This is a genomic window from Variovorax sp. CCNWLW235, assembly GCF_037204085.1.
Classification (GTDB): Bacteria; Pseudomonadota; Gammaproteobacteria; order Burkholderiales; family Burkholderiaceae_C; genus Variovorax.
The window spans coordinates 20,342-44,943 of the sequence record NZ_JBBCBW010000010.1 but is presented as its reverse complement, the minus strand read 5'-3'; the positions used below and the strand labels follow the sequence as shown (position 1 = coordinate 44,943).

The window sequence follows — 24,602 nt, the reverse complement described above, 5'->3', positions numbered from 1 at the left end:
GGCATTTTCTTGTGTCGAACCCTGAGGTTACAGTCGGCAAAAAAGCCGGACGCCGAGCGTCCGGTCCACATGAAAAGGCACGTATGGACTCGCCGCTGGGAACCGTCATCATCTACGCCAGAGACATGCAAAAGGCGGCTGCTTTCTATGCCCGGCATTTCGGCTTCCTGACAGATGGTGAGGTCGTCGAGGGCCTGATCGAGCTGAAGCATCCGACCGGCGGCGCCGGCATGCTTATCCATCAAGCAGCCAAGTCCGTGAAGCTTGGGCAAGTGGGCGTGAAGCTGAGTTTTCACGTGAAAGACGTAGCGGCCTTCGCTGCGCAAGCCAAGCTTGAAGGGTTGGTATTCGGTACGGTGCACGAAGCCAATGGCTATGCGTTTGCGAATGCGAAGGACCTCGACAAGAACTCCATCAGCATTTCGAGCCGGGCCCACCGTGCTACTGCGGGTAAGGGCGGCTGACCGCCAACAGCGGTCCTTCAGCGTCACCACCCAGGCGTTTGTGAGTGGGCCAGGAGAACTGCGCCGCACGGACAACCGACAACGGGCTCGTCACCACCGTTACGCAGGTCGCCAAGCGCGTAGACGACGTATTCATCGATCAGGGCCTCTCGCACCAATCAGATCGCGCACGGCAATGGCCAGCACCAAAAGCGCCAAGCCGGCGGCGGTCAGGGTTGCCGCCGTGTAGAAGCCGATCAGGGCCCAGTAAAAGACGGGCTGCTCGGCTGCAAGGATGTCAGGTCCTTTGCGGTTGTTGAGCACCCCGGTGCGCAGGCTTTCCACCACTTCGGTCGCTCCCATAAGGCAACCCCAGCCGATCAAGGCCACGACGGCGAGGGCCTGCATCGACTGTAGCCACGGCCGTCGGCGGCTCGGGGCATCCGGACGGCCCGTCACGTGCTCACTGCGTTGGCAAAGGTCAAGCGATTCCCAAAGGAATGCCGCACTGTCACCTCACGCGTGCACCAGGTCACGAGGCAGATGGTTCGGGGCAATGTCTTAGGCATGGCGGTTCGCTGATGCTGGCGGGAAAACCGAATTTACTCGAATGTCCTCTTTCGGATTTAGCGACCGGCTGCTTCGGGCCCTCACCAGCCGATCATCGCACCCCAAAGCAGTAGTTGCAGTCGCCCGGCATCCGAACTTGAAAGGAACTCGTGAAGCTTCGACAAGACGAACCACCGCAATCAAAGCCGTCAAATCGGAATTTGCTGTCCGCGATCCCTCACGCAGCCGCTAGCGACGCCGCCGAGCACACACGATTGCGGCCACCGGCCTTTGCCGCATACAGCGCCTTGTCGGCGGCTTGGATCAATTCCTTGGGCTGCTCTTTCCTGGCTGAGGGACTGAGCGCATCCACGCCGGCGCTCAACGTCACGAATCCATCGGCGGTGCCTGCGTGCTCGATGTTCAGATCTCGCACGGCGCTGCGGATGCGCTCGGCCAACATCGCGGCCCCCGCTACGTCGGTATTTGGCAGCAGCACAGCGAGTTCCTCTCCGCCATAGCGGGCCGCAAGGTCACCCGGCCGGTGACCTGCGATCTTGGCGACTGTGCGGCCGATGGTCTGCAGGCACTCATCGCCTGCCGCGTGGCCGTAGATGTCGTTGTATTGCTTGAAGCAATCCACATCCATCATGATCAGCGCGAGGGTGCTCGCATTGCGTGCAGCGCGGCTGAATTCGTTGTCCAGCGCCACGTCAAACTGCCTGCGGTTCGCGAGCCCCGTCAAGCCGTCTTCCATGGCAAGCGCGTTGAGCGTTTTGTTCAAGGTTTCCAGTGCATCGCGTGCCTGCCGCAACTCGGCCTCGGTACGGACCTGGAGCTGAAACTGCCTTACCAACCGCCAGCCGATGAAGCCGATGATCAAGGTCAGCAGAAAGACGCCACCCGAATGCCAAAGCGTCTCGCGCCACCAGTTGGCCAGAATCTCGTCCTTGGACAGCGCTGCGACCACGAAGAGCGGATAGTTGTCCAGGCGCTGGAAGCTGTTCAATCGCGTCACCCCATCCTGCACCGACTTGATGTAGGCGGTGCCGATCGGACCTTGCGTGGTGTAGGTACGGAAGAGTTCGGTTTCGCGCATGTCGCGGCCCACCGCGTCGGGGCTGTAGGGCCGCCGCATCATCATGGTTCCGTTCTCGTGCACCAGAGCAACAGCGCCGGCTTTCCCGATGTCGAGGCTGTCGTAGAACTTCGAAAAAAAGCCCACGTGGATCGTCGCGAGCGCCAAGCCGGCAAAACTGCCGTCCGCATGGTTGATGCGCCTGGAAACCGGAACCAGCAACCTGCCGGTGGTTCGACTCATTACGGGTATACCGATGTGGGGGCCGCGGTAATCGTGCGTTCGATGGAAGACGAAATATTCCCTGTTCGCGTTGTTCAGGTTTTCTGGCGCCGTGCGACGCGAGTTCGCGACCCAGTCGCCGTTCTTGTCGTAGATGTGTACGCCGTCGAGCTGCGGAAGCTCGGCGACACGCATGGCAAGCACCCTGCGAAACCGGGCCACATCTTCTGGATCGGTGCCATCGTGCTCCACGCGTTCGACCACGCCGACCAGCACCGTGTCGGCCTTCTTGATCGCGTCGTCTGCCTGCTGCGACATGGCGCGCGCAAGATTCGACGTGGCCACCCTCATCTGCTCAAGCTGATCGGAGCGCGACTGCCAGCTATTCCAGCCGTCGATCGCCAGCAGGATGGCGCAGACAACGACCACGAAGGCGGTCGTGCGAAAGGCGATTGAAAGTGGATGGGACATTCGTGCAGCGGCATTGACCCCCGAGCCTTGGTCGCACTTTGACACATATGCACAAGAATTGAAACTGCCCCATTGCTTTCATCGTTCCTTTCTTTTTCAAGCAAAGTTGTGTGCGGCGGCAATGGTCTTGGGCTCCAGGAATGCCTCCATGCCAAAGACGCCAAACTCCCTGCCGATGCCCGACTGCTTGACGCCGCCGAACGGCGCGCTCAGCTCGGGCACGATGCGGTTGACCAGCACGGTGCCGGCACGCAGTTGCGAAGCCACGCGCAGAGCGCGCTCCGGCTGCGACGAGAACACGTACGCCTGCAAGCCGTATGCGGAGTCGTTCGCGATGGCAATGGCTTCGGCCTCGTCGCCATAGCCGATCACCGAGAGCACCGGGCCGAAGATCTCCTCGCGCGCGATGTCCATGTGGTTGTGCACACCGGCAAACACGGTGGGCTGCACGAACCAGCCCTTGCCAAGGCCACTCGGGCGGCCTTCGCCGCCGGCCACGAGCATTGCGCCCTGCGCGAGCCCACGTCGAATGAAATGCTGCACGCGTTCGAACTGCGCCTTGCTCGCGAGCGGCCCGATGGCCGTGGCGGGGTCGCGCGGATCGCCCACGCGCATGGCGGCCACGGCTGCCTGCAAGTGTTCGATAGCCTCGGCCATGTGCACGTGTGGAACCAGCAGACGGGTGCCAGCCACGCAAGCCTGCCCGTTGTTCATGAAGGCGGCGTTCAGGGCCATGGGCAGCACCGCCGCCAGGTCGGCATCGTCGAGCACCACGGTAGCCGACTTGCCCGAGAGCGCGAGGCTCACGCGCTTCATGGTGTCTACCCCCGCGCGCGCAATCAGCTTTCCGGTCTGCGTGGAACCGGTGAACGAGATCTTCGCGATGTCCGGGCTGGTGGAAATCTCATCGCCCACGTCGTTGCCGCGCCCGAGCAGCACGTTGAATACACCAGCCGGCAAGCCCGCGTCGTGCAACGCCTCGGTGACGACCTGCGCCTGCAACGGGCCCAGCTCGCTGGGCTTGATGACCGAGGCGCAGCCCGCGGCAACGGCCGATGCCAGCTTGCTGCAGATGCTTCCGGCGGCGGCGTTCCAGGGCGCGATGAGGCCGGCAACGCCGACCGGTTCCATCACCACGGTGGCCTCGCCCAGGCGGCGCTCGAAGGCGTAGTCGCGCAGCGCCTGCGCCGTGGTGGCAAAGCACTGCGACGCGTAGTTGCTCACCCACTGCGAACGTGCGAGCGGGCCGCCGTACTCCTCGATGGTGGCATCGCGAATCTGGTTCGTGCGCGCCAGCACGGCGGCTTCGAGCTGCCTGAGCATCTCGATGCGCTGCGCCTTGGTGCTGGCCGCAAGCACGGGCTGAGCGCGGCTCGCGGCGGCAATCGCGCGCTTCGCGTCCTCGCGGTTGGCCAGCGTCACCGTGCCGATGGTTTGCTCGGTTGCCGGGTTGCCGATCTCCAGCCGCTCGCTGCCCTGCACGGGCACGAAGGCGCCGTCGATGTATGCGTGATCGATGCTCCACATGGGGTCCGCTCCTTCACGCGCGCACCACGTCGATCACGGCCTTGGCAAAGGCCTCGGGCGCTTCCTGCGGCAGGTTGTGGCCGATGCCGCCGCTGACCAGCCGATGCTCGTAGCGCCCGGAGAACTTGCTCGCATAGGCGCTCGGCTGCGGATGCGGCGCGCCGTTGGCATCGCCTTCGAGCGTGATCGTCGGCACGCCGATCACCGGCGCCTTGGCCAGCCGGTCCTCGAGTGCCTGGTACTTCGCTTCGCCATCGGCCAGGCCAAGGCGCCAGCGGTAGTTGTGCACGGTGATCGCCACGTGGTCGGGGTTGTCGAATGCCACGGCGCTGCGCTCGAAGGTGGCTGCATCGAAGTTCCACTTGGGCGATGCAAGCTGCCAGATGAGCTTGGCGAAGTCGTGGCGATTCTTCTCGTAGCCCACGCGGCCGCGCTCGGTTGCAAAGTAGTACTGGTACCACCACTGCAGTTCGGCCTCGGGCGGCAGCGGGTTCTTGCCGGCCGCCTGGCTGCCGATGAGATAACCGCTCACCGACACCAGCGCTTTCACGCGCTCGGGCCACAGCGCGGCCATGATGCACGCCGTGCGCGCGCCCCAGTCGCAGCCGGCCACCGTGGCGGTCTTGATCTTCAAGGCGTCCATCAGCGCGATGATGTCGACGGCGACGACAGACTGCTGCCCGTTGCGCGGCGTGTCCGCCGAAAGAAAGCGCGTAGTGCCGTAGCCGCGCAGATACGGCACGATCACGCGAAAGCCCGCGGCGGCAAGCTGCGGCGCGACGTCGACGAACATGTGAATGTCGTACGGCCAGCCGTGCAGCAGGATCACCGGCGCTCCATTGGCGGGGCCGGCTTCGTAGTAGCCGATGTCGAGGCTGCCGGCTTCGATGCTCTTGAGTGGCTCGAGCCGCCTGGCACTGCCTGCGGCCGTGGATTGGGCGAATGCAGGCATCATCGAAGTCAGCTGCACGGCGGCCATGCCGAAGGCGGCCTTGGCAAGAAAAGAGCGGCGGGGCAACTGGAGCGAAGCAGTCATTGGAGATTCCTTTCGGTGATGGGTGATGGCAAATCTGGAAGAGGGTTTGTCAGCCGGATCGATGCGCATCTCCCAACTGATGGAGCGATTCTTCGGCGTGAAGAGTGCTCGGCGGGCGGCTTTCGTATGCCTCTGTATCTGCGCCGGTTTCGCCAACAATAAATTTCAAATCGCGGCAACCGGGCAAGGTGTGATGCACCACTCATTCGCAAGGTAGTGTCGCAAGACCCTCCGTGGACACACAGGCATACAGAGAACGTCTGCCAGGCTGCATGCGCTCCTAGACTCGACTTGGTCGGTAGTTCAGCCGGCCTTTTCTCAACGTCGAACAAGGAAAAATCGTCATGACAAAGTTCTCCCGCCGCGTCGGCCTGTCGCTCATCGCCGCAGCAGCCGGCCTGGCGGCACTCGTGCCACTTCAATCCCTTGCACAGCCGGGTGCGGCCACCATGCAGCAGCCCAAGCCCACTGTGGTGCTCGTGCATGGGGCGTTCGCTGATTCGTCCAGCTGGGACGGCGTGGTGCGCGGCCTGCAGGCGCGGCACTACCCGGTCGTGGCCGCTGCAAACCCGCTGCGCGGGCCCAAGTCCGATGCAGCGGCAGTCGCGAGCGTGGTCGATTCGATCAAGGGGCCGGTGGTTCTCGTCGGCCATTCGTATGGCGGCTCGGTCATCTCGGCGGCCGCGAGCGGAAAGACCAATGTGAAGGCGCTGGTCTTCGTCGCGGCGTTCGCGCCTGATGCAGGCGAGACGGCGCTCGGCCTCACCGGAAAATTTCCGGGCAGCACGCTCGGCCCGACGCTTGCACCGCCGGTGCCGCTGGCCGACGGCGGCAAGGACCTGTACATCCAGCAGGACAAGTTTCCCGCGCAGTTCGCAGCCGATGTACCGGTCGGCAAGGCACGCCTGATGGCCGTGGGGCAGCGCCCTATTGCCGAAGCTGCGTTGAACGAACCTTCCGAGGCACCGTCTTGGAAGTCCGTGCCCTCGTGGTTTGTCTACGGCAGCGGCGACAAGAACATTCCGCCCGCGGCCTTGTCCTTCATGGCCGAGCGCGCGAAGTCAGTGAAGACCGTCGTGGTCAAGGGTGCGTCGCACGTCGTGATGACGTCGCATCCCGATGCGGTGGCAAAGCTGATTGCCGAGGCGGCATCGGCGCAGTGAGGACAGCCCGGTCTGCGCGCGGCGGCTCACCGGGCCGACGCAGCCCGCACGCGCGCCACTTGCGTCTGCAGGTCGGTCCATGCCGGCTCCTGCGGCGCGAACCGCGCACGCATGTAGCTGGCGAGTTCGGCAATCTGCCGGTCGTCGAGCGCGTCGCGAAACGCCGGCATGAAGCCGATGTCGCGGCTTGCGGGTTCGCGCACCCCGTCGAGAATGGTGCGCAGCAGGTTGTCCGGGCGCGTGCTCGTGAGGTTGCTGTTCAGTGCAAGCGGCGTGTTCACGCCGAGCAGCGTGGGGCCGTCGCCATCGTGATGGCATGACGCGCAGGCGCTGTCGAACATGCGCTGCGCGGGGCCGAGCAACTGGCCCTGCGCGCGCGCCGCGGCGTCAACAACCCGTTGCGCCGCGGCGTGCGGTTGCGCCACCGGCTCCGGGTTGAACGAGGCAAGGTAGGTGGCCATGGCGCGCACGTCGGCATCGGGCACCTGCGCCAGTTCGCGCACCACCTCCGTCATGGGGCCGCCCGCCATGCCGTGACGCTGCGTATGGCCCTGGCGCAGGTAGCGGTAGAGCTCGTCAGCGTCCCATGGCACCGCCGATTTCGAAAGGCTTGTGAGCGCGGGGGCTTCCCAGCCTTCGATCATCGCGCCCGAAAGGAATGCACTGCCGCCCTGCTCGGCGCCAAGCGCGTTGCGCGGCGTGTGGCAGGCGCCGCAGTGGCCCAGGCCGTTGACCAGGTAGGCGCCGCGGTTCCACTCCGCGCTTTGCGTGGCCACCGGCTGCAGCGGCGCCGGGTCATGAAAGAGCGCGTTCCAGCCCGCCATCAACGGCCGCACGCTGAACGGAAACTTCAGCTCGGCCTTCGGCGTTGCGGCGTGCACCGCCGGCATGGACATGAAGTACGCGTAGAGGGCCTGCAGGTCGTCGTCGCTCGTCTTGGCGAATGCCGTGTACGGAAAGGCCGGGTACAGGTGATGGCCATCGCGCGAGATGCCTTCGCGCATCGCGCGCTGGAAAGCGCTGAACGACCAGCGTCCCAGGCCCGTGTCGGCATCGGGCGTGAGGTTGGTGGTGTAGAGCGTGCCGAATGGTGTTTCCATCGCGCGGCCGCCCGCGTTGGGCGCACCGCCCGGCGCGGTGTGGCACACGGCGCAATCGCCCAGCGCGGCGAGCACGCGTCCGCGTTCGATGGTGGCTTCGCTGTAGACCGGGGCGCTGAGCGAAACGGGGGCGATGGCGGAGCGCCAGCCGAGCAGGCCGGCGATGAGGCCGATGCCGCCGATGAAGAGGGCCGCGCCGGTGGCCCAGAGGCCCTTGCGTCGCGGCCAGTCTGTATTGCTCCTTCTCCCTCCGGGAGAAGGCTGGGATGAGGGTGCGACGGCGTCAAAGTTCGAGCGCCGCTCGCCCTCACCCCCACCCTCTCCCAGAGGGAGAGGGGGCAAGTCCGAGGTCAACGGATTCAACGCAGCCAGCACCTTCTCCGGCGTGAACGGCGGCTCGCGAAACCTCACCCCCGTCGCATCGAAAATCGCATTCGCAATGGCCGCCGTCCCCGGCACCGAAGACGATTCGCCCGCACCCAGCGAAGGCTCGCCGGGACGCGGCATGTGCATGACCTCGATCACCGGCACTTCACGGAAGTTGATGATCGGGTAGCTGCCCCACTCGCGGCTTGCGACCACGCCGGTGGGCAACACACCCGGCAACTGCGCGCCGCCGTTCGAGCCCGCACCCTGCTGTTGCTGGGGTGCGAACTGCACCTCTTCCTTCAATGCACGGCTGGTGGTCTGGATCACGTTGCCATGCACCTGGTGCTCGACGCCCGCGGGGTTGATCATCAGCCCCGCGTCGTGCCCCACCACCACGCGGCGTACATGCACTTCGCCGGTCTTGCGATTGACCTCGACGTCGGCCACCCACGCGGCCCATGCGGCGCCGAAGCCGGGCCACTTGCTGTGGACGTAGCGTGCGTAGGCAAAGCCCTGGCCAAAGAGAATGTCGCCCCCCGCGCCAAGCCCGCCGTCGGCGTTTTCTTGCGGGCCGGTGCGCATGCGCCAGCCGGCCTTCTGCGCGGTGGCCTGCACCAGCTCGACGGCGCGCGGATCGGTCAGGTGGCGCAGACGGAACTGCACCGGGTCGACGCCCGCAGCGGTGGCGAGCTCGTCGATGTACGACTCGTGCGCGAAAGAACTCGGCAACGCCGACACACCGCGCAGCCACGAGGCCCGCACGATCGGTGCCATGTCGTTGACCTTCACGCGCAGGTTGTCGTAGCCGTAGGGCGGGCGTGCCGTGCGGTCACCCATCTCGAAGGCCTGCGCCACTGGCTCGATGGTGCGCGTGAGCAGCAGCGCGAGCGTCGGTGCGCCGTTCGATGGATACGAGGTCTCGAAGTCGTAGGCGGCAATGCGGCCGTCGGCCATCAGACCGCCGTCCACTTCCATGAGCTGCGCGGCGCCTTTGGGCTCCCAGGCATGCTCCTGCTCGCGCGTGAGCTGCACGCGCACCGGTGCACCCACTGCACGCGCCAGCAGCGCCGCATCGGCGGCCACGTCGTCGGCGCCGTTGCGGCCATAGCAGCCAGCGGCTTCCATGCGAACCACGTCGACCTGCACATCGTCCACGCCCATGAGCCTGGCGAGATCGGCGCGCAGCACATGCGGGTTTTGCGATCCGGCCCACACGCGAAGCTGTGTGCCGCTGCCGTCTTGCGGCTGCCAATCGGCCAGCGCGCACGAAGGCCCGATGGAGGCGTGCATCTGGTAAGGCCACACATAGGTGCGGTGCATCGGCTGCGCGGCGGCTGCAAGCGCGCCGTCGACATCGCCTTCGTCCACCAGCAGGCGCTGCGTCGACGGGTTGTCGCGCAAGGCCTGCGCCAGGTTGGAGAGGTCTGGCATGCCGGGCCAGGGCTTCCACGCCACGCGCAGTTCACGCAGTGCCTGCTCCGCGTGCTCTTCGCGCTCGGCCACGATGCCGACGAAGTCGCGGATCACTACCACCGCGCGAATGCCCGGTATGTGCGCAATGGACGATTCGTCCACCGACTCCAGCGTGTTGCCGATGAAGTCGCCATGGTCCGCACCGGCGTACGGCGGGCGCACCACGCGGCCATGCAGCATGCCCGGCACGCGCATGTCGTGCACGAAGACGCTCTCGCCCGCGAGCTTGGCCGGAATGTCCACACGCGGCTGGCGCGTGCCGACGATGCGGTAGTCAGCCGGGTTCTTGGGCTGCGCGCCGGGGTCGAGCCGCAGCACGGTACGCTGCCCTGCCAACAGGTCGGCATAGGTCACCCGGCGGTCGGGCTCTTCGATCACGCGCACCACGCCGTTGTGAATCTGCAGTGCGTCGGCGGCCGTGCCAAGGCGTTCGGCCGCGCGCGCCAGCAGCCATGCACGCGCTTGCGCGGCAGCCAGGCGCAGCGGCTGCGAATGGATCTGGATCGAGGCGCTTGCGATGGTTGCGCCCTGGTTGGGCGCGCGCGCGGTGTCGCCGAGCATCATGCGCACGCAGGGCATTCCCAGGTCGAGTTCTTCCGCCACGATCTGCGCGAGTGCTGTCTGTATGCCGGTGCCCAGATCGACGTGACCGTTGAGTGCCGAGGCGCTGCCGTCGTCCCATACCGCGAGCAGGATCTCGTCGCCTTCGATGGGATTGCCCGCTACGGCTGTGGGTTGGCCTTTGGCGGGTGGGGGCGCGGGTGGGGTTTCGCGCACCACCAGCAGCACGCCGTCGGCGGCGAGAAACTCCGCGCGGGTCCGGGGCAGGTCGGCGCGCCGCGTCATGGTCTTTGTTCCCCGCATTGCTCCCTCTCCCGCTGGGAGAGGGTTGGGGTGAGGGCCAGCGGCGGTAGCGGAGGCTGTGCTTGTGCGAAGGCCGATGCCCTCACCCTAGCCCTCTCCCAGAGGGAGAGGGGATAAGACGAGGCGTTCATGGACGGATCGCCTCTCGCATGCGCAGCGCAGCCCGCTGCACCGCGTCCAGAATTTCGATATGCGTTCCGCAGCGGCACAGGTTGCCCGACAGTTCGCTGCGAATCCGCGCCTCGCTCGCATGCGGGTCGCGCGCGAGCAGCGCCGCGGCCTGCATCACCATGCCGTTCAGGCAATAGCCGCACTGCGCAGCCTGTGCGTCTTCAAAAGCGGCCTGCACGGGGTGCCAGTGGCCCCGCGTGCCCAAGCCTTCGAGCGTGGTGACGGCACGGCCCGCCACGCCATGCGCGGGAATCACGCAAGCCCGCGCCGCCACGCCGTCGACGTGCACCGTGCAGGCACCGCACTGCCCCAGGCCGCAGCCGTACTTGGGCCCGTTCAGGCCCAGGTCGTTGCGCAGCAGGTGCAGCAGCGTGGCCTCGCGCGGCACGCCCGCAAGCGAACAGGCCTGTCCGTTGACCTGCAACTGCAGCGGTTCAGCGCCGCAAGTGGCCGTCACGGGTGTACATCTCCAGGTCGACGAACGTCGAGCCGTTGTGGTTCCTCGCGCTGTATTCGACCGGGAAATCGCCGAAGCGCGTGCTGCCGATGCTCTCCAGCCCGGCGATGAAGCTGTCGCGCGTGAGCGTCTTGCCGCCGCGGCGCAGGCCCTCGACCATCACGCGCGAGGCGATGTAGCCCTCCAGCGTGGTGTAGCTATCGATCTTTTCACCGAAGTCGGCGCGGTCGCGCTGGTAGTCGGCCACGATGGGCACGCGTACGGCTTCCGGCGGCGGCACGATGCTGGCCGTGACCAGGCCGGCCAGCTTGCCCTCGAGCCGCTTGGCGGAACCTGCCGCATCGGTAATGCCGACAGACAGCGTGTAGAGCGGCGCAGCCCCGCCGCTTGCGCGGTAGTCGCGAATGAAGACCTCGACCATGCGTCCGGCCATGATCATCAGCACCGCACCGGGCTTGGCCTCGGCCAGGCCGGCGACCACCTGCTTGGCGTCTTCGGCGGTAATGGCAAGCGGCAGCGTCTTCACGACCTGAACCTTGTAGTCGGCCGCCAGCTGCTCGCAGGTGGCGAGGTTCGACTTTCCGAAGGCGCTGTCCTGGTAGACCACCGCAATCGACGAGAGGCTGATGGTCGAGAGATGGCTGATGATCTTGCGCAACTCCAGGTCGTAGCCGGCGCGCACGTGGAACAGCAGGCGGTTGACCTTCGCACGGAACGAGCTGGTGCCCACCAGCGGTGCGAACATGGGCACACCGGCCTTCTCGGCCAGCGGCATCGCGGCCACCAGGTTGCCGGTGGCCACGTAGCCCGCGAGTGCAAAGACCTTGTCCTCGTCGATCAGCTTGGCCGTGTTGACGGCCGTCTTGGCGGGGTCATAGGCATCGTCGTACGTCACCAGCTCGAGCTTGCGCCCGTTGATGCCACCGGACTTGTTGACGCGATCGAAGTAGAGCTTGATGCCGGCACGGTAGTCGATGCCGAAGTCCTTGGCCGGGCCGCTGAAGACCGCCGACTGGCCTATGCGGATGATGCTGTCGGTGACGCCGTTTTCCGCGCGTGCCTGGCGCAGGAGCCCGGGTCCGAATGCCAGGGCTGCGCCGCCCGCCACGAGGGAGCGCCTCGAAATGGAAGTCTTCATGCGTCGTCGGTTTGTTGTGGTTGTTGTTGCCGTTGGAAGAATGAACGCGATGGCGGCACGTGCGCTCAGGCGGTCTGGATGTCGGCGGACTGGATGCGCTTGACGCCCTTGGCAGTCATTTGCTTCCATGCCGCGGCAAGCGAGCCGTTGAGGTCGATGGCGCGCGTGGCGTCTTCGATCACATACACCTCGAAGCCGGCCTTGCGCGCATCGAGCGCGGTCCAGGCCACGCAGAAGTCGGTGGCCAGGCCGGCCACGTACACCGTCTTGATGCCGCGCTGCCTGAGATAGCCGCCCAGGCCCGTGGCGGTCTTGCGGTCGGCCTCCTCGAAGGCCGAGTAACTGTCCACGCCCTTGTGGAAGCCCTTGCGGATGATGACCTGCGCGGTCGGCAGCTTCAGGTCCTTGTGCAGGGCCGCGTCGTCGGTGCCCTGCACGCAGTGGTCGGGCCAGAGCACCTGCGTGCCGTAAGAAAGCTTGATGCTGCTGAACGGCTTCTGGCCCGCATGCGCGCTCGCGAAGGACGCGTGGCCCTGCGTGTGCCAGTCTTGCGTGACGACGATGTTCTCGAACGACTCGGCCAGCTTGTTGATGACCGGCACCACCTCGGCGCCGCCCTTCACGGGCAGCGTGCCGCCGTCGACGAAACAGTTCTGCACGTCGATGACGATCAGCGCGGATTTGTCGTTCGGCTTGATCTTCGGCGCCGCGAACAGCGCCCCGGCCGCACCCAGCATGCTCAATGCAGCCGTGGACTTGAGAAGGTATCTTCGCTGCGTGTCGTGCATGGTGTGTGCTCCGGTGGTTGATGACAAAAAATCGAAGGAGCCCGCGGGCTAGACGCTCAGGTAGGCGCGGCGCACTTCCTCGTTGGCCGCAAGCTCCGCCATGGTGGCGTGATAGCGGATCTGGCCCTTCTCGAGCACATAGGCGCGGTCGGACACCAGCTCGGCAAAATGCATGTTCTGCTCCGACAGCAGGATGCTCACGCCCTGCGCCTTGAGCTCCAGGATCATGTTGGCCATCTGCTCGACGATGACCGGCGCCACGCCCTCCGAGGGTTCATCGAGCAGCACCAGGTACGGGTTGCCCATGAGCGTGCGCGCCACGGTCAGCATCTGCTGTTCGCCGCCGCTCATGCGGCCACCGGGGCGGTTGGGCATTTCGCCCAGGTTCGGAAAGAGCTTGAACAGCCGCTCGGGCGTCCACAGCGGCGCCTCGCTGCCGTCGGCCCAGCGGCGCGGCGCCTGCTTGCCGACCTCGAGGTTTTCCATCACCGTGAGGTCGGTGAACACGCGGCGGTCTTCGGGCACAAAGCCCAGGCCGAGCTTTGCCGCGTGATGCGGCTCGCTCTTCGAGATGTCGTGGCCCAGAAAGCTCACGCTGCCCTTGCGCTTGGAGAGCATGCCGATCAGCGTCTTCAGCGTGGTCGACTTGCCGGCGCCGTTGCGCCCCATGAGCGCGACGACCTCGCCCCGGCGCACTTCGAGATCGACGTCGTACAGGATTTGTGCGGCGCCGTACCAGGCGCACAGCGCATTGGCCTTCAACAGTGTTTCATGCGTTTTCATTGAATACCTCCGCCCAGCAGGCTGCGGTGCCGAGCGCCTTCGGGCGGCCGTACGGCGCTCATGCAACGGCTCCCACCGCCGCGTTCACCTCAGCGGCCTTTTCTGCAATCTTCTCGAAGGTCTTGCCGCTGCCGAAGTACACCTCCTGCACTTTCGGATGGTCGCGGATCTCGAGCGGCTTGCCTTGTGCGATGAGCCGGCCGCGCGCCAGCACGATCATGCGGTCGGCATACGCAAAGACCACGTCCATGCTGTGCTCGGTAAAGAGAACGGCCATGCCGCGGTCGATGACCAGCTGCTTGGTCAGCGCCATGAGTGAATTGCGCTCCTTGGGCGCCATGCCGGCGGTGGGCTCGTCCATCAGCAGCAGCTTGGGCGCGTTGGCCATTGCAATTGCGAGCTCGACGCGCTTGACGTCGCCGTAGGCGAGCTCGCTGCAGGGGCGGTCGGCTTGCGCCTTCATGCCGACCTGCTCGAGCAGCGCCAGGGCCTCGTCGCGCCGGTGGTCGGCGGCGCGGCGCCACATCGAGAACAGCTTGCCGTCGTGCGAGAGCAGCGCCATCTGCACGTTCTCGACCACGGTGAGCGATGCGAAGGTTTCGGCAATCTGGAAGGTGCGGCCCACGCCCATGCGCCAGATGGCGCGCGGCTTGCGGCCGATCAGCTCCTCGCCGCCGAAGCGTATGGAGCCCTGGTCGGCCTTGAGCTGGCCGTTCACCATGTTGAAGGTGGTCGACTTGCCGGCGCCGTTGGGACCGATCAACGCGAGCAGTTCGCCGGGCGCGAGATCGAAGCTGATGCCATCGACCGCCTTGACGCCGCCGAAGGACTTGCCCAGGTTCTCGACCTTGAGCAGGGGAGCGTGCGCGCTCATGCTTTCACTTCCTCGAGTTTTGCCGTTTCGCGTGCGCCGCGGGTGCGGATGCGGCCGGACAGCTGCTTGGCGAAGCCCGCAATGCCCTGCGGGAACAGCAGCACCAGCAGCAGGATGATGGCGCCGAGCATGGCGCGCCAATAGTCGGTGTTGCGCGCGACCGTGTCGTGCAGCCACGTGAAGGTGACGGCACCGACCACCGGTCCGGCCAGCGTCTGGATGCCGCCGAGCAGCACCATCACCAATCCATCGACCGACTTGCCGACGCTCAGGGATTCCGGCGAAATGCTTCCCTTGGAGAAGGCGTAGAGCGCGCCGGCCAGGCCCGCGGCGGTGCCCGCGATCACGAAGGCGACCCACTGCATGCGCTTGACGTCGATGCCGATTGCATCGGCGCGCAGCACCGAATCGCGCCCCGCCCGCAGCGCATAGCCGAAGGGCGAGAACAGCACGCGGCGCAGCCCCAGCACGCCCAGCGCCACCAATGCCAGCGTGAGCCAGTAGTACACGCGCTTGTCCGACAGCCACTCGGCCGGCCACACACCGGTGAGCCCGTTGCTGCCGCCGGTGAACGTGTCCCACTGGTAGGTGATGGCCCAGGTGATCTGCGCAAAGGCCAGCGTGAGCATGGCAAGGTACACGCCCGACAGCCGCACGGCGAACCAGCCGTAGACGAAGGCGCCGATGGCTGCAACCAGCGGCGCGACGACGAGCGCCAGTTCCATCGGCATGCCGCTTGCGCGCACCAGCAATGCCGCGCCGTAGGCCCCCAGGCCGAAGTACGCCGCATGCCCGAAAGAATGCATGCCGGCAGGCCCCATGATGAAGTGCAGGCTGGCCGCAAACAGCGCGGCGATCAGCAGGTCGATCATCAGCACCGTGGTGTAGGGCGAGTCCGCGGTGAGCAGCGGTGCCGCTGCCAGCACCAGGCCGAACACCGCCGCGGCCACCACGTAGGTCTTGCTGGCGCGGCGCAGCGGTTCTTCCTGCATGCCGACGTAGCGGCTTGGCGCCTGCGGCCGGCCGAAGAGGCCCCATGGCCGCCACACCAGCACCACCGCCATCACCAAAAAGTCCACCACCAGCGTGAGCTTGGAGAACGAGACGCTGATGCCGAACACATCGACCACGCCGAGCCAGATGCAGATCGCCTTGATCTCGGCGATCAGCAGCGCCGCGGCATAGGCGCCGGGAATCGACCCCATGCCGCCGACAACCACGACGACGAAGGCCGCGCCGATGGTGTTGAGGTCCATCTCGAGCGTGGCCGGCTCGCGCGGCAGCTGCAGCGCACCGCCAAGGCCCGCAAGCAATGCGCCGAGTGCGAACACCGCCGTGAACAGCCACGCCTGGTTGACGCCCAGCGCGCTGACCATCTCGCGGTCTTGCGTGGCGGCGCGCACCAGCGTGCCGAAGCGGGTGCGCGTGAGCAGCATCCACACCAAGCCAAGCACCAGCGGCCCGATGACGATAAGGAACAGGTCATAGGACGGGAACTGCCGCCCCAGGATCATGACCGAGCCCGACAGGCCCGGCGCCCGCGGCCCGAGCAGTTCGTCAGGGCCCCAGAGCCAGAGCACCGCATCCTTGATGACGAGGACGAGCGCAAAAGTGGCGAGCAGCTGAAACAGCTCGGGCGCCTTGTAGATGCGGCGCAGCAGCACCACCTCGATCACGGCACCCAGGATGCCGACCGCCACCGCCGCCAGCAGCAGCGCGGGCCAGAAGCCCAGGCTGCCGCCCAGCTTCTCGACCAGCGTGTAGGCGATGTAGATGCCCACCATGAAGAACGAGCCATGCGCGAAATTCACGATCCGCGTGACGCCGAAGATCAGCGACAGGCCGGCTGCCACGAGAAAGAGCGACGACGCGCTCGCAAGCCCGTTGAGCAGCTGGACGATGAAACCTGAAAAACTCATGACCCGTTCACCTTGCTGCCAGTTCAGTCCGCTGCGCGGGTTTTCTTGATTTCAGCCGGCGACGGCTGGTACTTGGCATCGGCCCCGTCCAGGTAGGTGTAGTTCACCATCACGCCCTTGCCGTTCTCGTTCTTGGTGCGGCCCACGAAGGCGCCCATGGTCGACTGGTGGTCTTCAGCGCGGTAGGTGATCTTGCCGAACGGCGAATCCACCTGCAGGCCCTTGAAGGCGGCCACGAGCTTCTCGGTGTCGGTGCTCTTGGCCTTGGCAATGCCCGCCGCGGCCGACTTGATCATGCTGTAGCCCACCACCGAGCCCAGGCGCGGATAGTCCTTGAACTTGGCCTGGTAGGCCTGCTCGAACTTCTTGTGCTCCGGCGTGGTGATGCCGTACCAGGGATAGCCGGTCACGATCCAGCCGTTGGGCGCTTCGTCCTTCAGCGGGTCGAGGTACTCGGGCTCGCCCGTCAGCACGCTCACCACCTCGCGGTCCTTGAACAGGCCGCGCGTGTTGCCTTCGCGCACGAACTTGGAAAGGTCGGCGCCGAACAGCACGTTGAAGATCGCGTCGGGCTTGGCATCGGCCAGCGCCTGCGCCACGCTGCCTGCATCGACCTTGCCGAGGGGCGTGGCCTGTTCGGCCACGAACTCCACGTCGGGCTGCGCGGCCTTGAGCAACTGCTTGAAGGCCGCCACGGCCGACTGGCCGTATTCGTAGTTGGGGTACACGATGGCCCAGCGCTTCTTCTTGAGCTTGGCGGCCTCGGGCACCAGCATTGCGGCCTGCATGTAGGTGCCGGGGCGCAGGCGGAAGGTGTACTGGTTGCCGCCCTGCCAGGTGATCTTGTCGGTCAGCGGTTCGCCGGCAAGAAAGAAGAACTTCTTCTGCTTGGCAAAGTCGGTCACCGCCAGGCCGGTGTTCGACAGGAAGGTGCCGGCCAGCATGTCGACCTTTTCGCGCGAGACGAGTTCTTCGGCCACGCGCACCGCGTCGCCCGGGTTGGCGTTGTCGTCGCGCGTGATCAGTTCGATCTTCTTGCCGTTGACGCCGCCCGCGGCGTTGATTTCATCGACGGCGAGTTCCATGCCCTTCTTGTAGGGCTCCAGGAAGGCGGGCTGCGCCTTGTAGCTGTTGATCTCTCCGATCTTGATGACGCCTTGCGCCTGCGCGACGGGAATCAGTGCGACGGTGAGCGCAGCGAGCGACACCACGTTGAAGGCAAAACGCATGGTCATGGGGAACTCCTCGTTGAAATGGTCAATGGAACCGAATAAATGCAATGGGCACAGGGCACACGCCTGCGGATGAGCGTCATTTCAGGCCGTCTTCGCCCTTGATGTCGGCGACCTGCAGGCCTCCGATGCGAGGCAGCGGACGGCCGCTGTCGGTGACGGCCACCGCCACCACGATTTCGTTGGCGCGTGGTGCGTCGGACACGCGGGCTTCGACGGCGTCGAAGTGGCTGCGCACGAACGCGGCGTCCTTGTGGCCGAGCGGCACGTCGATGGCGGTGCCCAGCGTGCCGCGCTTCTTGGCAGAAGGCACCAGCGCCGCGCCCTTTTCAACAGCCACGCGCAACGGCGCGCCGAGCTTGGGATGCAGGATGGCGGCGGCATGCTCGAGTTCGCCGTTCTCGCCGACGATGGCGGCCTTGCCGTAGCTCTGCGCCTGGCCGGGCTCGATGCCCAGCGCCTTCACGGCCTTCTGGCCCAGCAGCGCGCCCAGCTCTTCGCCGATGGCGATCAGCTCGTCGAGGTTCTCGCTGAAGCGGCCCGCATAGGGGTTCTCGATCACGGCGATGGCCACCGCGCGGCGCGTCGGCGGCGTGATGTCCTTGCCCATTTCCTTGCGGGTTTCGTCGACCTGGACGATGAGCTTGCGGATGTTGGCGGTCATGTCTTGTGTTCCTTCTTGTCTCTTCTGGGGCGGCTCAGCGCAGGCCGTCCCACTTGCTGATGTCCTTGGCGAGCAGCCCACCCACGCGCGCATGCACGCGGTAGCCCGTGCTCATGGCCAGGATGAAGACGATCTCGTCGGCCGCAGGTGCGCCGGGCACGCGCACTTCAATGGCGTCGAACTGGCCGCGCACATAGCTGGCGTTGATGTTGGTGAGCGGCACGTCGAGCGCCGCACCGGGCGGGCCGACCTTCTTGGTCGAGGGCACGATGGAAAGCGCGTTGCCGGGCTGGCCGGTTTTTTCTTCGGCCTTGCCGGCGGTGTAGGCGGCTCGGCTGCCCTTCCAGCCGAGCAGTTCGCGCATCGCGTAGCCGCCCGGCACATGCCAGAGCGCACCGTGCTCCAGCTCGCCCGCGGCACCGACGATGGCGCCCTTGCCGTAGGTGGCAATCTGCTCCAGAGGCACGTCCATGGCGGCGTGCAGCCGGTGCGCCATGTCGACGCCCACGGGGTCGAGCAGCGCCATCATCGGCAGGATGTCGGGCTCGTAGCGGCCCGCAAAAGGATTGGTCAGCACCGCGCCGATGGCACCGCGCACCAACGGGGTGTCGGCGCGCGGTCCGAACTCGTGGTGGATGTGCTCGACATGGGTGAAGACGCGGCGTATATCGATCATGAAAGGAACCTTGCTTTTCGTTAAGCAAATACTGAACCAACTGCCACGGAGGCCGCCGCCGGCAGCGCCTTCGAGCATAAGGGTTCGACAAGTCGCCACTGCCCCTGGCAAACGAGCAGAACGGCCCAGACGAGCCCGCCTTTTTGCAGCACCTTGGCGCAGACAGCCCCCGTATCGAGCGCGCTTTGCACCTGCGAAGGCGCCAGCGGCGGCACATCGACCGTGACCAGGATGTCGCCCAGGTCGCTATCGTCCTTGCATTCATTGGCGGGGCGCCGTTGGATGGCCGCATCGTCCACGTCGACAGCGTTGGCAATCACGGTGGCGGCCGCATCGGCTTGTGCCGCCGTGGCGGCAAGCACCGTCACGCTGTCGGCAATGCCCAGCGAGAAGCTGCGGCCGCGCCAGCCGCTCGTGGCCACGCCGCGCACCGGCTGCTCGGCCTTGATCTCGAACTGGCCGTCGGTGGTGAGGATGCTGCTTTCACCATCGACATGCTTGCGCCAATCGAAGCGCGCCAGGTCGGCATAAACACCCACGAGCGCCGACTGGCCGGGCGTGAGATGCAGCGCAATGTCGCCGCCGTTGTTGATCCAGGCGCGCTCGATGCCGGGACGGTCATAGAACGCAATGAGTTCCTGTGCCACGGAGCCGGCCACCGCCGCCATGGGCGTGACGAACATCGGCGAGAACGCGGCGCACGCATTCCACATGCGCTTGGCAACCACGCCGCGCGGGCGCATGTTGTCGCTGGCGGGCAGGCGCAGGAGCGGCAGTTCACGCACCAGTTCGTCGAGCACGTGAACGAAACGCGCCCAGGCCGCGTCGTGCGCGGCCGCAACGGCGTACGGGTCGCCATGCGCCTCGGCCACGATGTCGATCGGGCCATGGTTGAAGTGCCAGCGGTTCTTGTCGAGCGCGCTGCGTTGGGCGGTCATGGTTCAGCCCAGCATCGGAGCATGGCCGAGCGGCCATGGATTGGCATCGTCCATCACCACCCACTGCCGCGCCAGCGGTGCACCGTCTTCCTGCCACGCGCCGCGCGCGAGCGCCTGCTCGAGCGAGAAGATGTGCTCCATGTGGCCGCCGAGCGCTGCGTAGTCGTCCCGCCGCATGCTGAATTCGATGGGCGCCACGATGGCCGGCGTGGGCACGGTGCCAAAGCTGTTGTCGGGCATGCGCATGACGTCCGCCATCACGGTGATGCCGCCGCCGGGCCACACATAGGCCGGCGCACCGCCGCAGGTCACGTTGACGAGTGCGCGCTTGATGGCGCGCGTCAGCAGCACGGGGTTTTCAGTGACGCCGGCGCGCAAGGACCCGCCCGCACCGCCGAGGAACAGCACCGTGCACAGAGACGGTTCGCAGTTCTCGCCGATGCGCTCGACGATGCGCTTCACTTCGGCAGGCATTTCCTGCTCGACGGGCTTCAGCGCCTCGTCGAGCACGTACCACTGCGCATGCTCGCCGGTGGTCGATGTCATGAGCAGGCGCAGGCCCGGACGCGCAACGCCCTCCTCCCAGCCTTCGATGATGGAGAGCGGATCGGCGATGTCGGTGCCGCCCCAGCCGTTGCCCGGATTCGCCACCTGGAAATAGCGCCCCGGCGTGGATTTGCGCCCCAGCATCTGGATGCCCGAAGGTGCCATGTCGAGGCAGCGACCGGCCTGGTGCTCGGTCAGCACGCCGGTGATGTGGTCGTCGACCACCACCACCTCGTCGGCCACGCCCGCGAACTGGCGCGCGAAGATGCCGACCGCCGCCGAGCCGCAGCCCACGCGCATGCGCTGCTCTTCCACGCCGTTGACGATGGGCGCCTTGCCGGCCTGGATGACGAGCGTGGAGCCGCCGTCGATGGTGCACTCCACCGCCTTCTTGTTGCCCAGCAGCTGCATCAGCTCGGCCGTCATGCGGCCTTCCTTCTTGCTGCCGCCGGTGAGGTGGTGCACGCCGCCGAGCGAGAGCATCTGCGAGCCGTACTCGGCCGTGGTGACATGGCCGACCACCTCGCCGCGGTAGCGCACGTTGGCCTGTTCGGAGCCCAGGAAGCGGTCGGTGTCGATCTTCACCTTGAAGCTGCAGTAGCTGAAGATGCCTTCGGTAACCACGGTGACCATGTCGACGCCCTGGGCTTTGGAGGCCACGATGAAGGGGGCGGGCTTGTAGTCGGGGTAGGTGGTGGAAGAACCCACGCCGGTAACGAAGACTTCGTCGGCGTGCAGCAGGTCGCCGTTCCAGTCGGGAGTGCCTGTCTCGGCGGCTTCGGCCCTTTCGGCGGCAGGCCGGTCGAAAGGCACCAGCACGGGGGCTTCGCTCGCGATTTCGCGGCGCAGCAGCACCACGGGATCGACGCGCACCAGCACGCCTTCGCGGTTGGCGTAGCGGTCGCAGGCGCCGGTGCGGCCGTCGGAAATCTGGCACAGCACGGGGCAGGCGTTGCACTCGACCTTGGCCGTGCTCATGCGCTCGTTGCGCGGCGGCGCCTTGCCGAAGGCGCCGCTGCCGGCTTCTGCGACCACCGGCATGTCCATGCCGGGCATTCCGTCTGTCTTGGTGTGTTCGGTCATCGGGGCGATCTCGTGGGCAGTGTGTTGGGGCAATCCGGTGTGGCGGGGTTTGCAACAAACGTGCCGTCTGCCCGCTTGTGCCCCGTCTGCCGTTTGTGTAGCATTCCCTACACTTTCATGTTGCGTTCACTACATTCGCGGTCAATGTAGCAAACAGGCCCGATGCTTGCAATGGTGTTTTCTCGCGGTGTTCATCGGGGTTTTTCCGACCAACGACAATGGAGGGTTCGCAGCCGGCCGATGGCTAGCGCCCCAAAGGCGTGCATTTCGGCTCAGCCACCTTCCTCAGTTACCAACCAACTCTTGAGTTCCGTATGAGTGCATTCAGCGAAGAACGCGTCCTGAGCGTCCACCACTGGACCGACCGCCTGTTCACCTTCACCACCACGCGCGACCCGGCGCTGCGTTTCTCGAACGGCCATTTCACGATGATCGGCCTGAAGGTGAACAACAAGCCCCTGCTGCGCGCGTACAGCATCGTGAGCCCGAACTACGAGGAGCATCTCGAGTTCCTGAGCATCAAGGTGGAAGAAGGCCCGCTCACCTCGAAGCTGCAGCACATCCAGGTGGGCGACACCATCATCGTGGGCCGCAAGCCCACCGGCACGCTGCTGATCGACTACACGCTGCCGGGCAAGCGCCTGTACCTGTTCGGCACGGGCACGGGCCTCGCACCGTTCATGAGCATCATCCGCGACCCGGACACCTACGAGAAGTTCGAGCAGGTCATCCTGGTGCACGGCGTGCGCCAGGTCGACGAACTGGCCTATCACGACCTCGTGACCGACCACCTGCCCAAGCACGAGTTCCTCGGCGAAATGGTCGAGAAGCAGCTGCTCTACTACCCCACGGTCACGCGCGAGGAGTTCCGCAACCAGGGCCGCATCACCGACCTGATTTCGAGCAACAAGCTCACCGACGACCTCGGCCTGCCTCCCATCAACCCCGCGGAAGACCGCGTGATGCTGTGCGGCAGCCCCGGCCTGCTGGTCGACCTGAAGCACATCCTCGAGGCACGCGGCTTCAAGGAAGGCAACACGAGCACGCCGGGCGACTTCGTGGTCGAACGCGCGTTCGCTGAAAAATAAGCCAAGCCCCACGCGCACGATGGCCGACAGCCGCTCCGCCAGCACCAAGCCCCAGCGCCGCACCGGCGTGCGCGAGGCGGCGGCGCAGGCCACGCGCGACAGCATCCTGAAGGCGGCGACCAAGGTGTTCGCCAAGTACGGCTACGACGGCGGCAGCGTCGAGAAGATCTCGAAGGCCGCCAAGTCGTACGACCGGATGATCTACTACTACTTCGGCAGCAAGGAAGGCCTCTTCATTGCGGTGCTCGAAGGCATCTACCAGCGCATGGACGACGCCGAGGCCGCGATTGCGCTCGATGCGTCGCGGCCGGTGGAGGCGCTTACCGAAGTCATCCGCTTCGTGCTGGGCTACTACCGCAAGAACCCCGAGTTCGTCACGCTCCTGAACACCGAGAACCTGCACAAGGGCCGGCACATTTCCAAGTCTCTCAGGGCGCGCGAATACTCGTCGCGGGCGGTGGCAATCATTGCCGAGATACTGGCCAGCGGCGCCGCGCAGGGGCTGTTCCGCAAAGACCTGATTGCGCGCGACATCTACCTGCTGATTGCATCCACGGGCTACTTCTACACCTCCAACCGGCACACGCTCACTGCGTTCCTCGGCGAGCCGCTCGAATCGGCCGAGGCGATCACGCATTGGGAAGACTTCGTGATCGAGACCCTGCTGCGCACCGTGCGCGCGGACGAGGCGCAAGACAACAACATCCCACCCCACGACCAGGACCACACGAAATGGCAGAAATCGCAGCCGGCGGCAAGTCGGGCAAAGTCGTCATAAAGAACATCGGACTCTTGCTCTCGGGCGACATCGACAAGCCCATCCTCGACGCGGACACCATCGTGGTGAACGACGGCCTGATCGTTGCGGTAGGCAAGGAAAAAGACTGCGACCTCGAAGGCGCGAAGACCGTCATCGACGCGAAGAAGACCTGCGTGGCGCCCGGCCTGATCGACAGCCACGTGCACCCGGTGTTCGGCGACTGGACCCCGCGCCAGGGGCAGATCGGCTGGATCGACTCCACCATGAACGGCGGCGTGACCACCATGATCTCGGCCGGCGAGGTGCACCTGCCCGGCCGCCCGAAAGACATCGTGGGCCTGAAGGCGCTGGCCATTACGGCGCAGCGCGCGTTCGACAACTTCCGCCCCGGCGGCGTGAAGGTGCTGGCCGGCGCGCCGGTCATCGAAAAGGGCATGGTCGAGAGCGACTTCAAGGAGCTTGCCGAAGCGGGCGTGGGCCTGCTCGGCGAAGTGGGACTGGGCTCGGTGAAGGCGGGCTACGAGGCCAAGGAGATGGTGGCCTGGGCACGCAAGTACGGCATCCAGAGCACCATTCACACGGGCGGTCCGTCCATTCCAGGCTCGGGCCTGATCGACAAGGACGTGGTGCTCGAGGCCGACGCCGACATCATCGGCCACATCAACGGCGGCCACACTTCTTTGCCTGAGGCGCATGTGTGCGAGCTGTGCGAGAAGAGCTCGCGCGCCATCGAGATCGTGCACAACGGCAACGAGAAGGTGGCCATTGCGGCGGCCAAGGCGGCGCTCGAGCTCAAGTGCCCGCACCGCGTGATCCTGGGCACCGACGGGCCGGCTGGCTCGGGCGTGCAGCCGCTGGGCATCTTGCGCATGGTGGCCATGCTCTCGTCCATTGCCAACATTCCGGCCGAGCTGGTGTTCTGCTTTGCCACCGGCAACACGGCGCGCATCCGCAAGCTGAACTGCGGGCTGATCGAAGGGGGCCGCGATGCCGACTTCGTCTTCATGGACCGCGCGCAGCATTCGCCCGCGCCGGGCCTGCTGGAGAGCGTGCAGCTCGGCGACATTCCGGGCGTGGGCATGGTGATGATCGACGGCATCGTGCGCTGCGGCCGCAGCCGCAATACGCCGCCGGCGACCGAGATTCCGGTCGTCGTCTCAGGCGCGCACTGAGAGGCCAGCGCTTCTCTT

21 protein-coding genes are annotated in these 24,602 nt (G+C 66.0%); 5 read left to right on the top strand and 16 right to left on the bottom strand.

Annotation, left to right across the window (positions count from 1 at the left end; translation table 11 throughout):
• Positions 1–83 precede the first annotated feature (83 nt).
• A complete protein-coding gene (locus V9L21_RS13575; protein ID WP_337312623.1) occupies positions 84–464 on the top strand; it encodes a VOC family protein in 381 nt (126 codons plus the stop codon).
• Positions 465–596: 132 nt separating this feature from the next.
• On the opposite strand, the gene V9L21_RS13570 is transcribed toward V9L21_RS13575, so the two are convergent.
• The 4 genes from V9L21_RS13570 to V9L21_RS13555 all read right to left on the bottom strand — a co-directional run bounded on the left by V9L21_RS13570 (position 597) and on the right by V9L21_RS13555 (position 5,326).
• The gene (locus V9L21_RS13570) at positions 597–851 is read right to left on the bottom strand and encodes a hypothetical protein (RefSeq protein WP_337312621.1); all 255 of its coding nucleotides are present in this window, start codon (positions 849–851) and stop codon (positions 597–599) included.
• A 379-nt stretch (positions 852–1,230) separates the two neighbouring features.
• Positions 1,231–2,763 (bottom strand): sensor domain-containing diguanylate cyclase, encoded by a 1,533-nt coding sequence (locus tag V9L21_RS13565; protein WP_337312619.1) that lies wholly within the window; start codon positions 2,761–2,763, stop codon positions 1,231–1,233.
• A gap of 96 nt (positions 2,764–2,859) precedes the next feature.
• Positions 2,860–4,290: an aldehyde dehydrogenase family protein gene (locus V9L21_RS13560; RefSeq protein ID WP_337312617.1), complete on the bottom strand. Its 1,431-nt coding sequence runs from the start codon at positions 4,288–4,290 to the stop codon at positions 2,860–2,862.
• A 13-nt stretch (positions 4,291–4,303) separates the two neighbouring features.
• Positions 4,304–5,326, bottom strand: coding sequence for an alpha/beta fold hydrolase (locus V9L21_RS13555; protein ID WP_337312615.1), 1,023 nt, complete (start codon positions 5,324–5,326; stop codon positions 4,304–4,306).
• 344 nt (positions 5,327–5,670) lie between these two features.
• On the opposite strand from V9L21_RS13555, the gene V9L21_RS13550 reads away from it, so the two are divergent.
• Positions 5,671–6,489: an alpha/beta fold hydrolase gene (locus tag V9L21_RS13550; protein WP_337312613.1), complete on the top strand. Its 819-nt coding sequence runs from the start codon at positions 5,671–5,673 to the stop codon at positions 6,487–6,489.
• Positions 6,490–6,515: 26 nt separating this feature from the next.
• On the opposite strand, the gene V9L21_RS13545 is transcribed toward V9L21_RS13550, so the two are convergent.
• The 12 genes from V9L21_RS13545 to V9L21_RS13490 all read right to left on the bottom strand — a co-directional run bounded on the left by V9L21_RS13545 (position 6,516) and on the right by V9L21_RS13490 (position 21,564).
• Positions 6,516–10,277 carry a molybdopterin cofactor-binding domain-containing protein gene (locus tag V9L21_RS13545; protein ID WP_337312611.1) on the bottom strand — a complete coding sequence of 1,254 codons (3,762 nt, stop codon included), beginning with the start codon at positions 10,275–10,277 and terminating at the stop codon, positions 6,516–6,518.
• Positions 10,278–10,422: 145 nt separating this feature from the next.
• Entirely contained in the window at positions 10,423–10,923 is a 501-nt protein-coding gene (locus tag V9L21_RS13540) for a (2Fe-2S)-binding protein (protein WP_337312609.1), read from the bottom strand.
• Positions 10,901–12,061, bottom strand: coding sequence for an ABC transporter substrate-binding protein (locus V9L21_RS13535; RefSeq protein ID WP_337312607.1), 1,161 nt, complete (start codon positions 12,059–12,061; stop codon positions 10,901–10,903). Before V9L21_RS13535 ends, V9L21_RS13540 begins: the two co-directional genes overlap by 23 nt.
• A 65-nt stretch (positions 12,062–12,126) precedes the next feature.
• Positions 12,127–12,849, bottom strand: coding sequence for a bifunctional nicotinamidase/pyrazinamidase (gene pncA, locus V9L21_RS13530; protein ID WP_337312605.1), 723 nt, complete (start codon positions 12,847–12,849; stop codon positions 12,127–12,129).
• Between the two features lie 48 nt (positions 12,850–12,897).
• Entirely contained in the window at positions 12,898–13,632 is a 735-nt protein-coding gene (locus V9L21_RS13525) for an ABC transporter ATP-binding protein (RefSeq protein WP_337312603.1), read from the bottom strand.
• Between the two features lie 58 nt (positions 13,633–13,690).
• Positions 13,691–14,506, bottom strand: a complete 816-nt coding sequence (locus V9L21_RS13520; RefSeq protein ID WP_337312601.1) for an ABC transporter ATP-binding protein — start codon at positions 14,504–14,506, stop codon at positions 13,691–13,693.
• Entirely contained in the window at positions 14,503–16,425 is a 1,923-nt protein-coding gene (locus tag V9L21_RS13515) for an ABC transporter permease (protein WP_337312599.1), read from the bottom strand. Before V9L21_RS13515 ends, V9L21_RS13520 begins: the two co-directional genes overlap by 4 nt.
• A gap of 23 nt (positions 16,426–16,448) precedes the next feature.
• Positions 16,449–17,654, bottom strand: coding sequence for an ABC transporter substrate-binding protein (locus tag V9L21_RS13510; protein ID WP_443304870.1), 1,206 nt, complete (start codon positions 17,652–17,654; stop codon positions 16,449–16,451).
• Between the two features lie 82 nt (positions 17,655–17,736).
• A complete protein-coding gene (locus tag V9L21_RS13505; protein ID WP_337312595.1) occupies positions 17,737–18,321 on the bottom strand; it encodes an amino acid synthesis family protein in 585 nt (194 codons plus the stop codon).
• A 34-nt stretch (positions 18,322–18,355) separates the two neighbouring features.
• The gene (locus tag V9L21_RS13500; protein WP_126746691.1) at positions 18,356–18,997 is read right to left on the bottom strand and encodes an amino acid synthesis family protein; all 642 of its coding nucleotides are present in this window, start codon (positions 18,995–18,997) and stop codon (positions 18,356–18,358) included.
• 20 nt (positions 18,998–19,017) lie between these two features.
• Entirely contained in the window at positions 19,018–19,935 is a 918-nt protein-coding gene (locus V9L21_RS13495; RefSeq protein ID WP_337312593.1) for a UPF0280 family protein, read from the bottom strand.
• Positions 19,936–19,938: 3 nt separating this feature from the next.
• The gene (locus V9L21_RS13490; protein ID WP_337312591.1) at positions 19,939–21,564 is read right to left on the bottom strand and encodes a 6-hydroxynicotinate reductase; all 1,626 of its coding nucleotides are present in this window, start codon (positions 21,562–21,564) and stop codon (positions 19,939–19,941) included.
• A 314-nt stretch (positions 21,565–21,878) separates the two neighbouring features.
• On the opposite strand from V9L21_RS13490, the gene V9L21_RS13485 reads away from it, so the two are divergent.
• From V9L21_RS13485 to V9L21_RS13475, 3 genes are read left to right on the top strand one after another with little or no spacing between them, the layout of a single operon-like run.
• Positions 21,879–22,652 carry a ferredoxin--NADP reductase gene (locus V9L21_RS13485; RefSeq protein ID WP_258503341.1) on the top strand — a complete coding sequence of 258 codons (774 nt, stop codon included), beginning with the start codon at positions 21,879–21,881 and terminating at the stop codon, positions 22,650–22,652.
• A 19-nt stretch (positions 22,653–22,671) separates the two neighbouring features.
• Complete coding sequence (locus tag V9L21_RS13480; protein WP_337298696.1) at positions 22,672–23,430, top strand: TetR family transcriptional regulator; 759 nt, start codon at positions 22,672–22,674, stop codon at positions 23,428–23,430.
• Positions 23,385–24,584 (top strand): amidohydrolase family protein, encoded by a 1,200-nt coding sequence (locus V9L21_RS13475; RefSeq protein ID WP_337312589.1) that lies wholly within the window; start codon positions 23,385–23,387, stop codon positions 24,582–24,584. Before V9L21_RS13480 ends, V9L21_RS13475 begins: the two co-directional genes overlap by 46 nt.
• Positions 24,585–24,602: the final 18 nt, after the last annotated feature.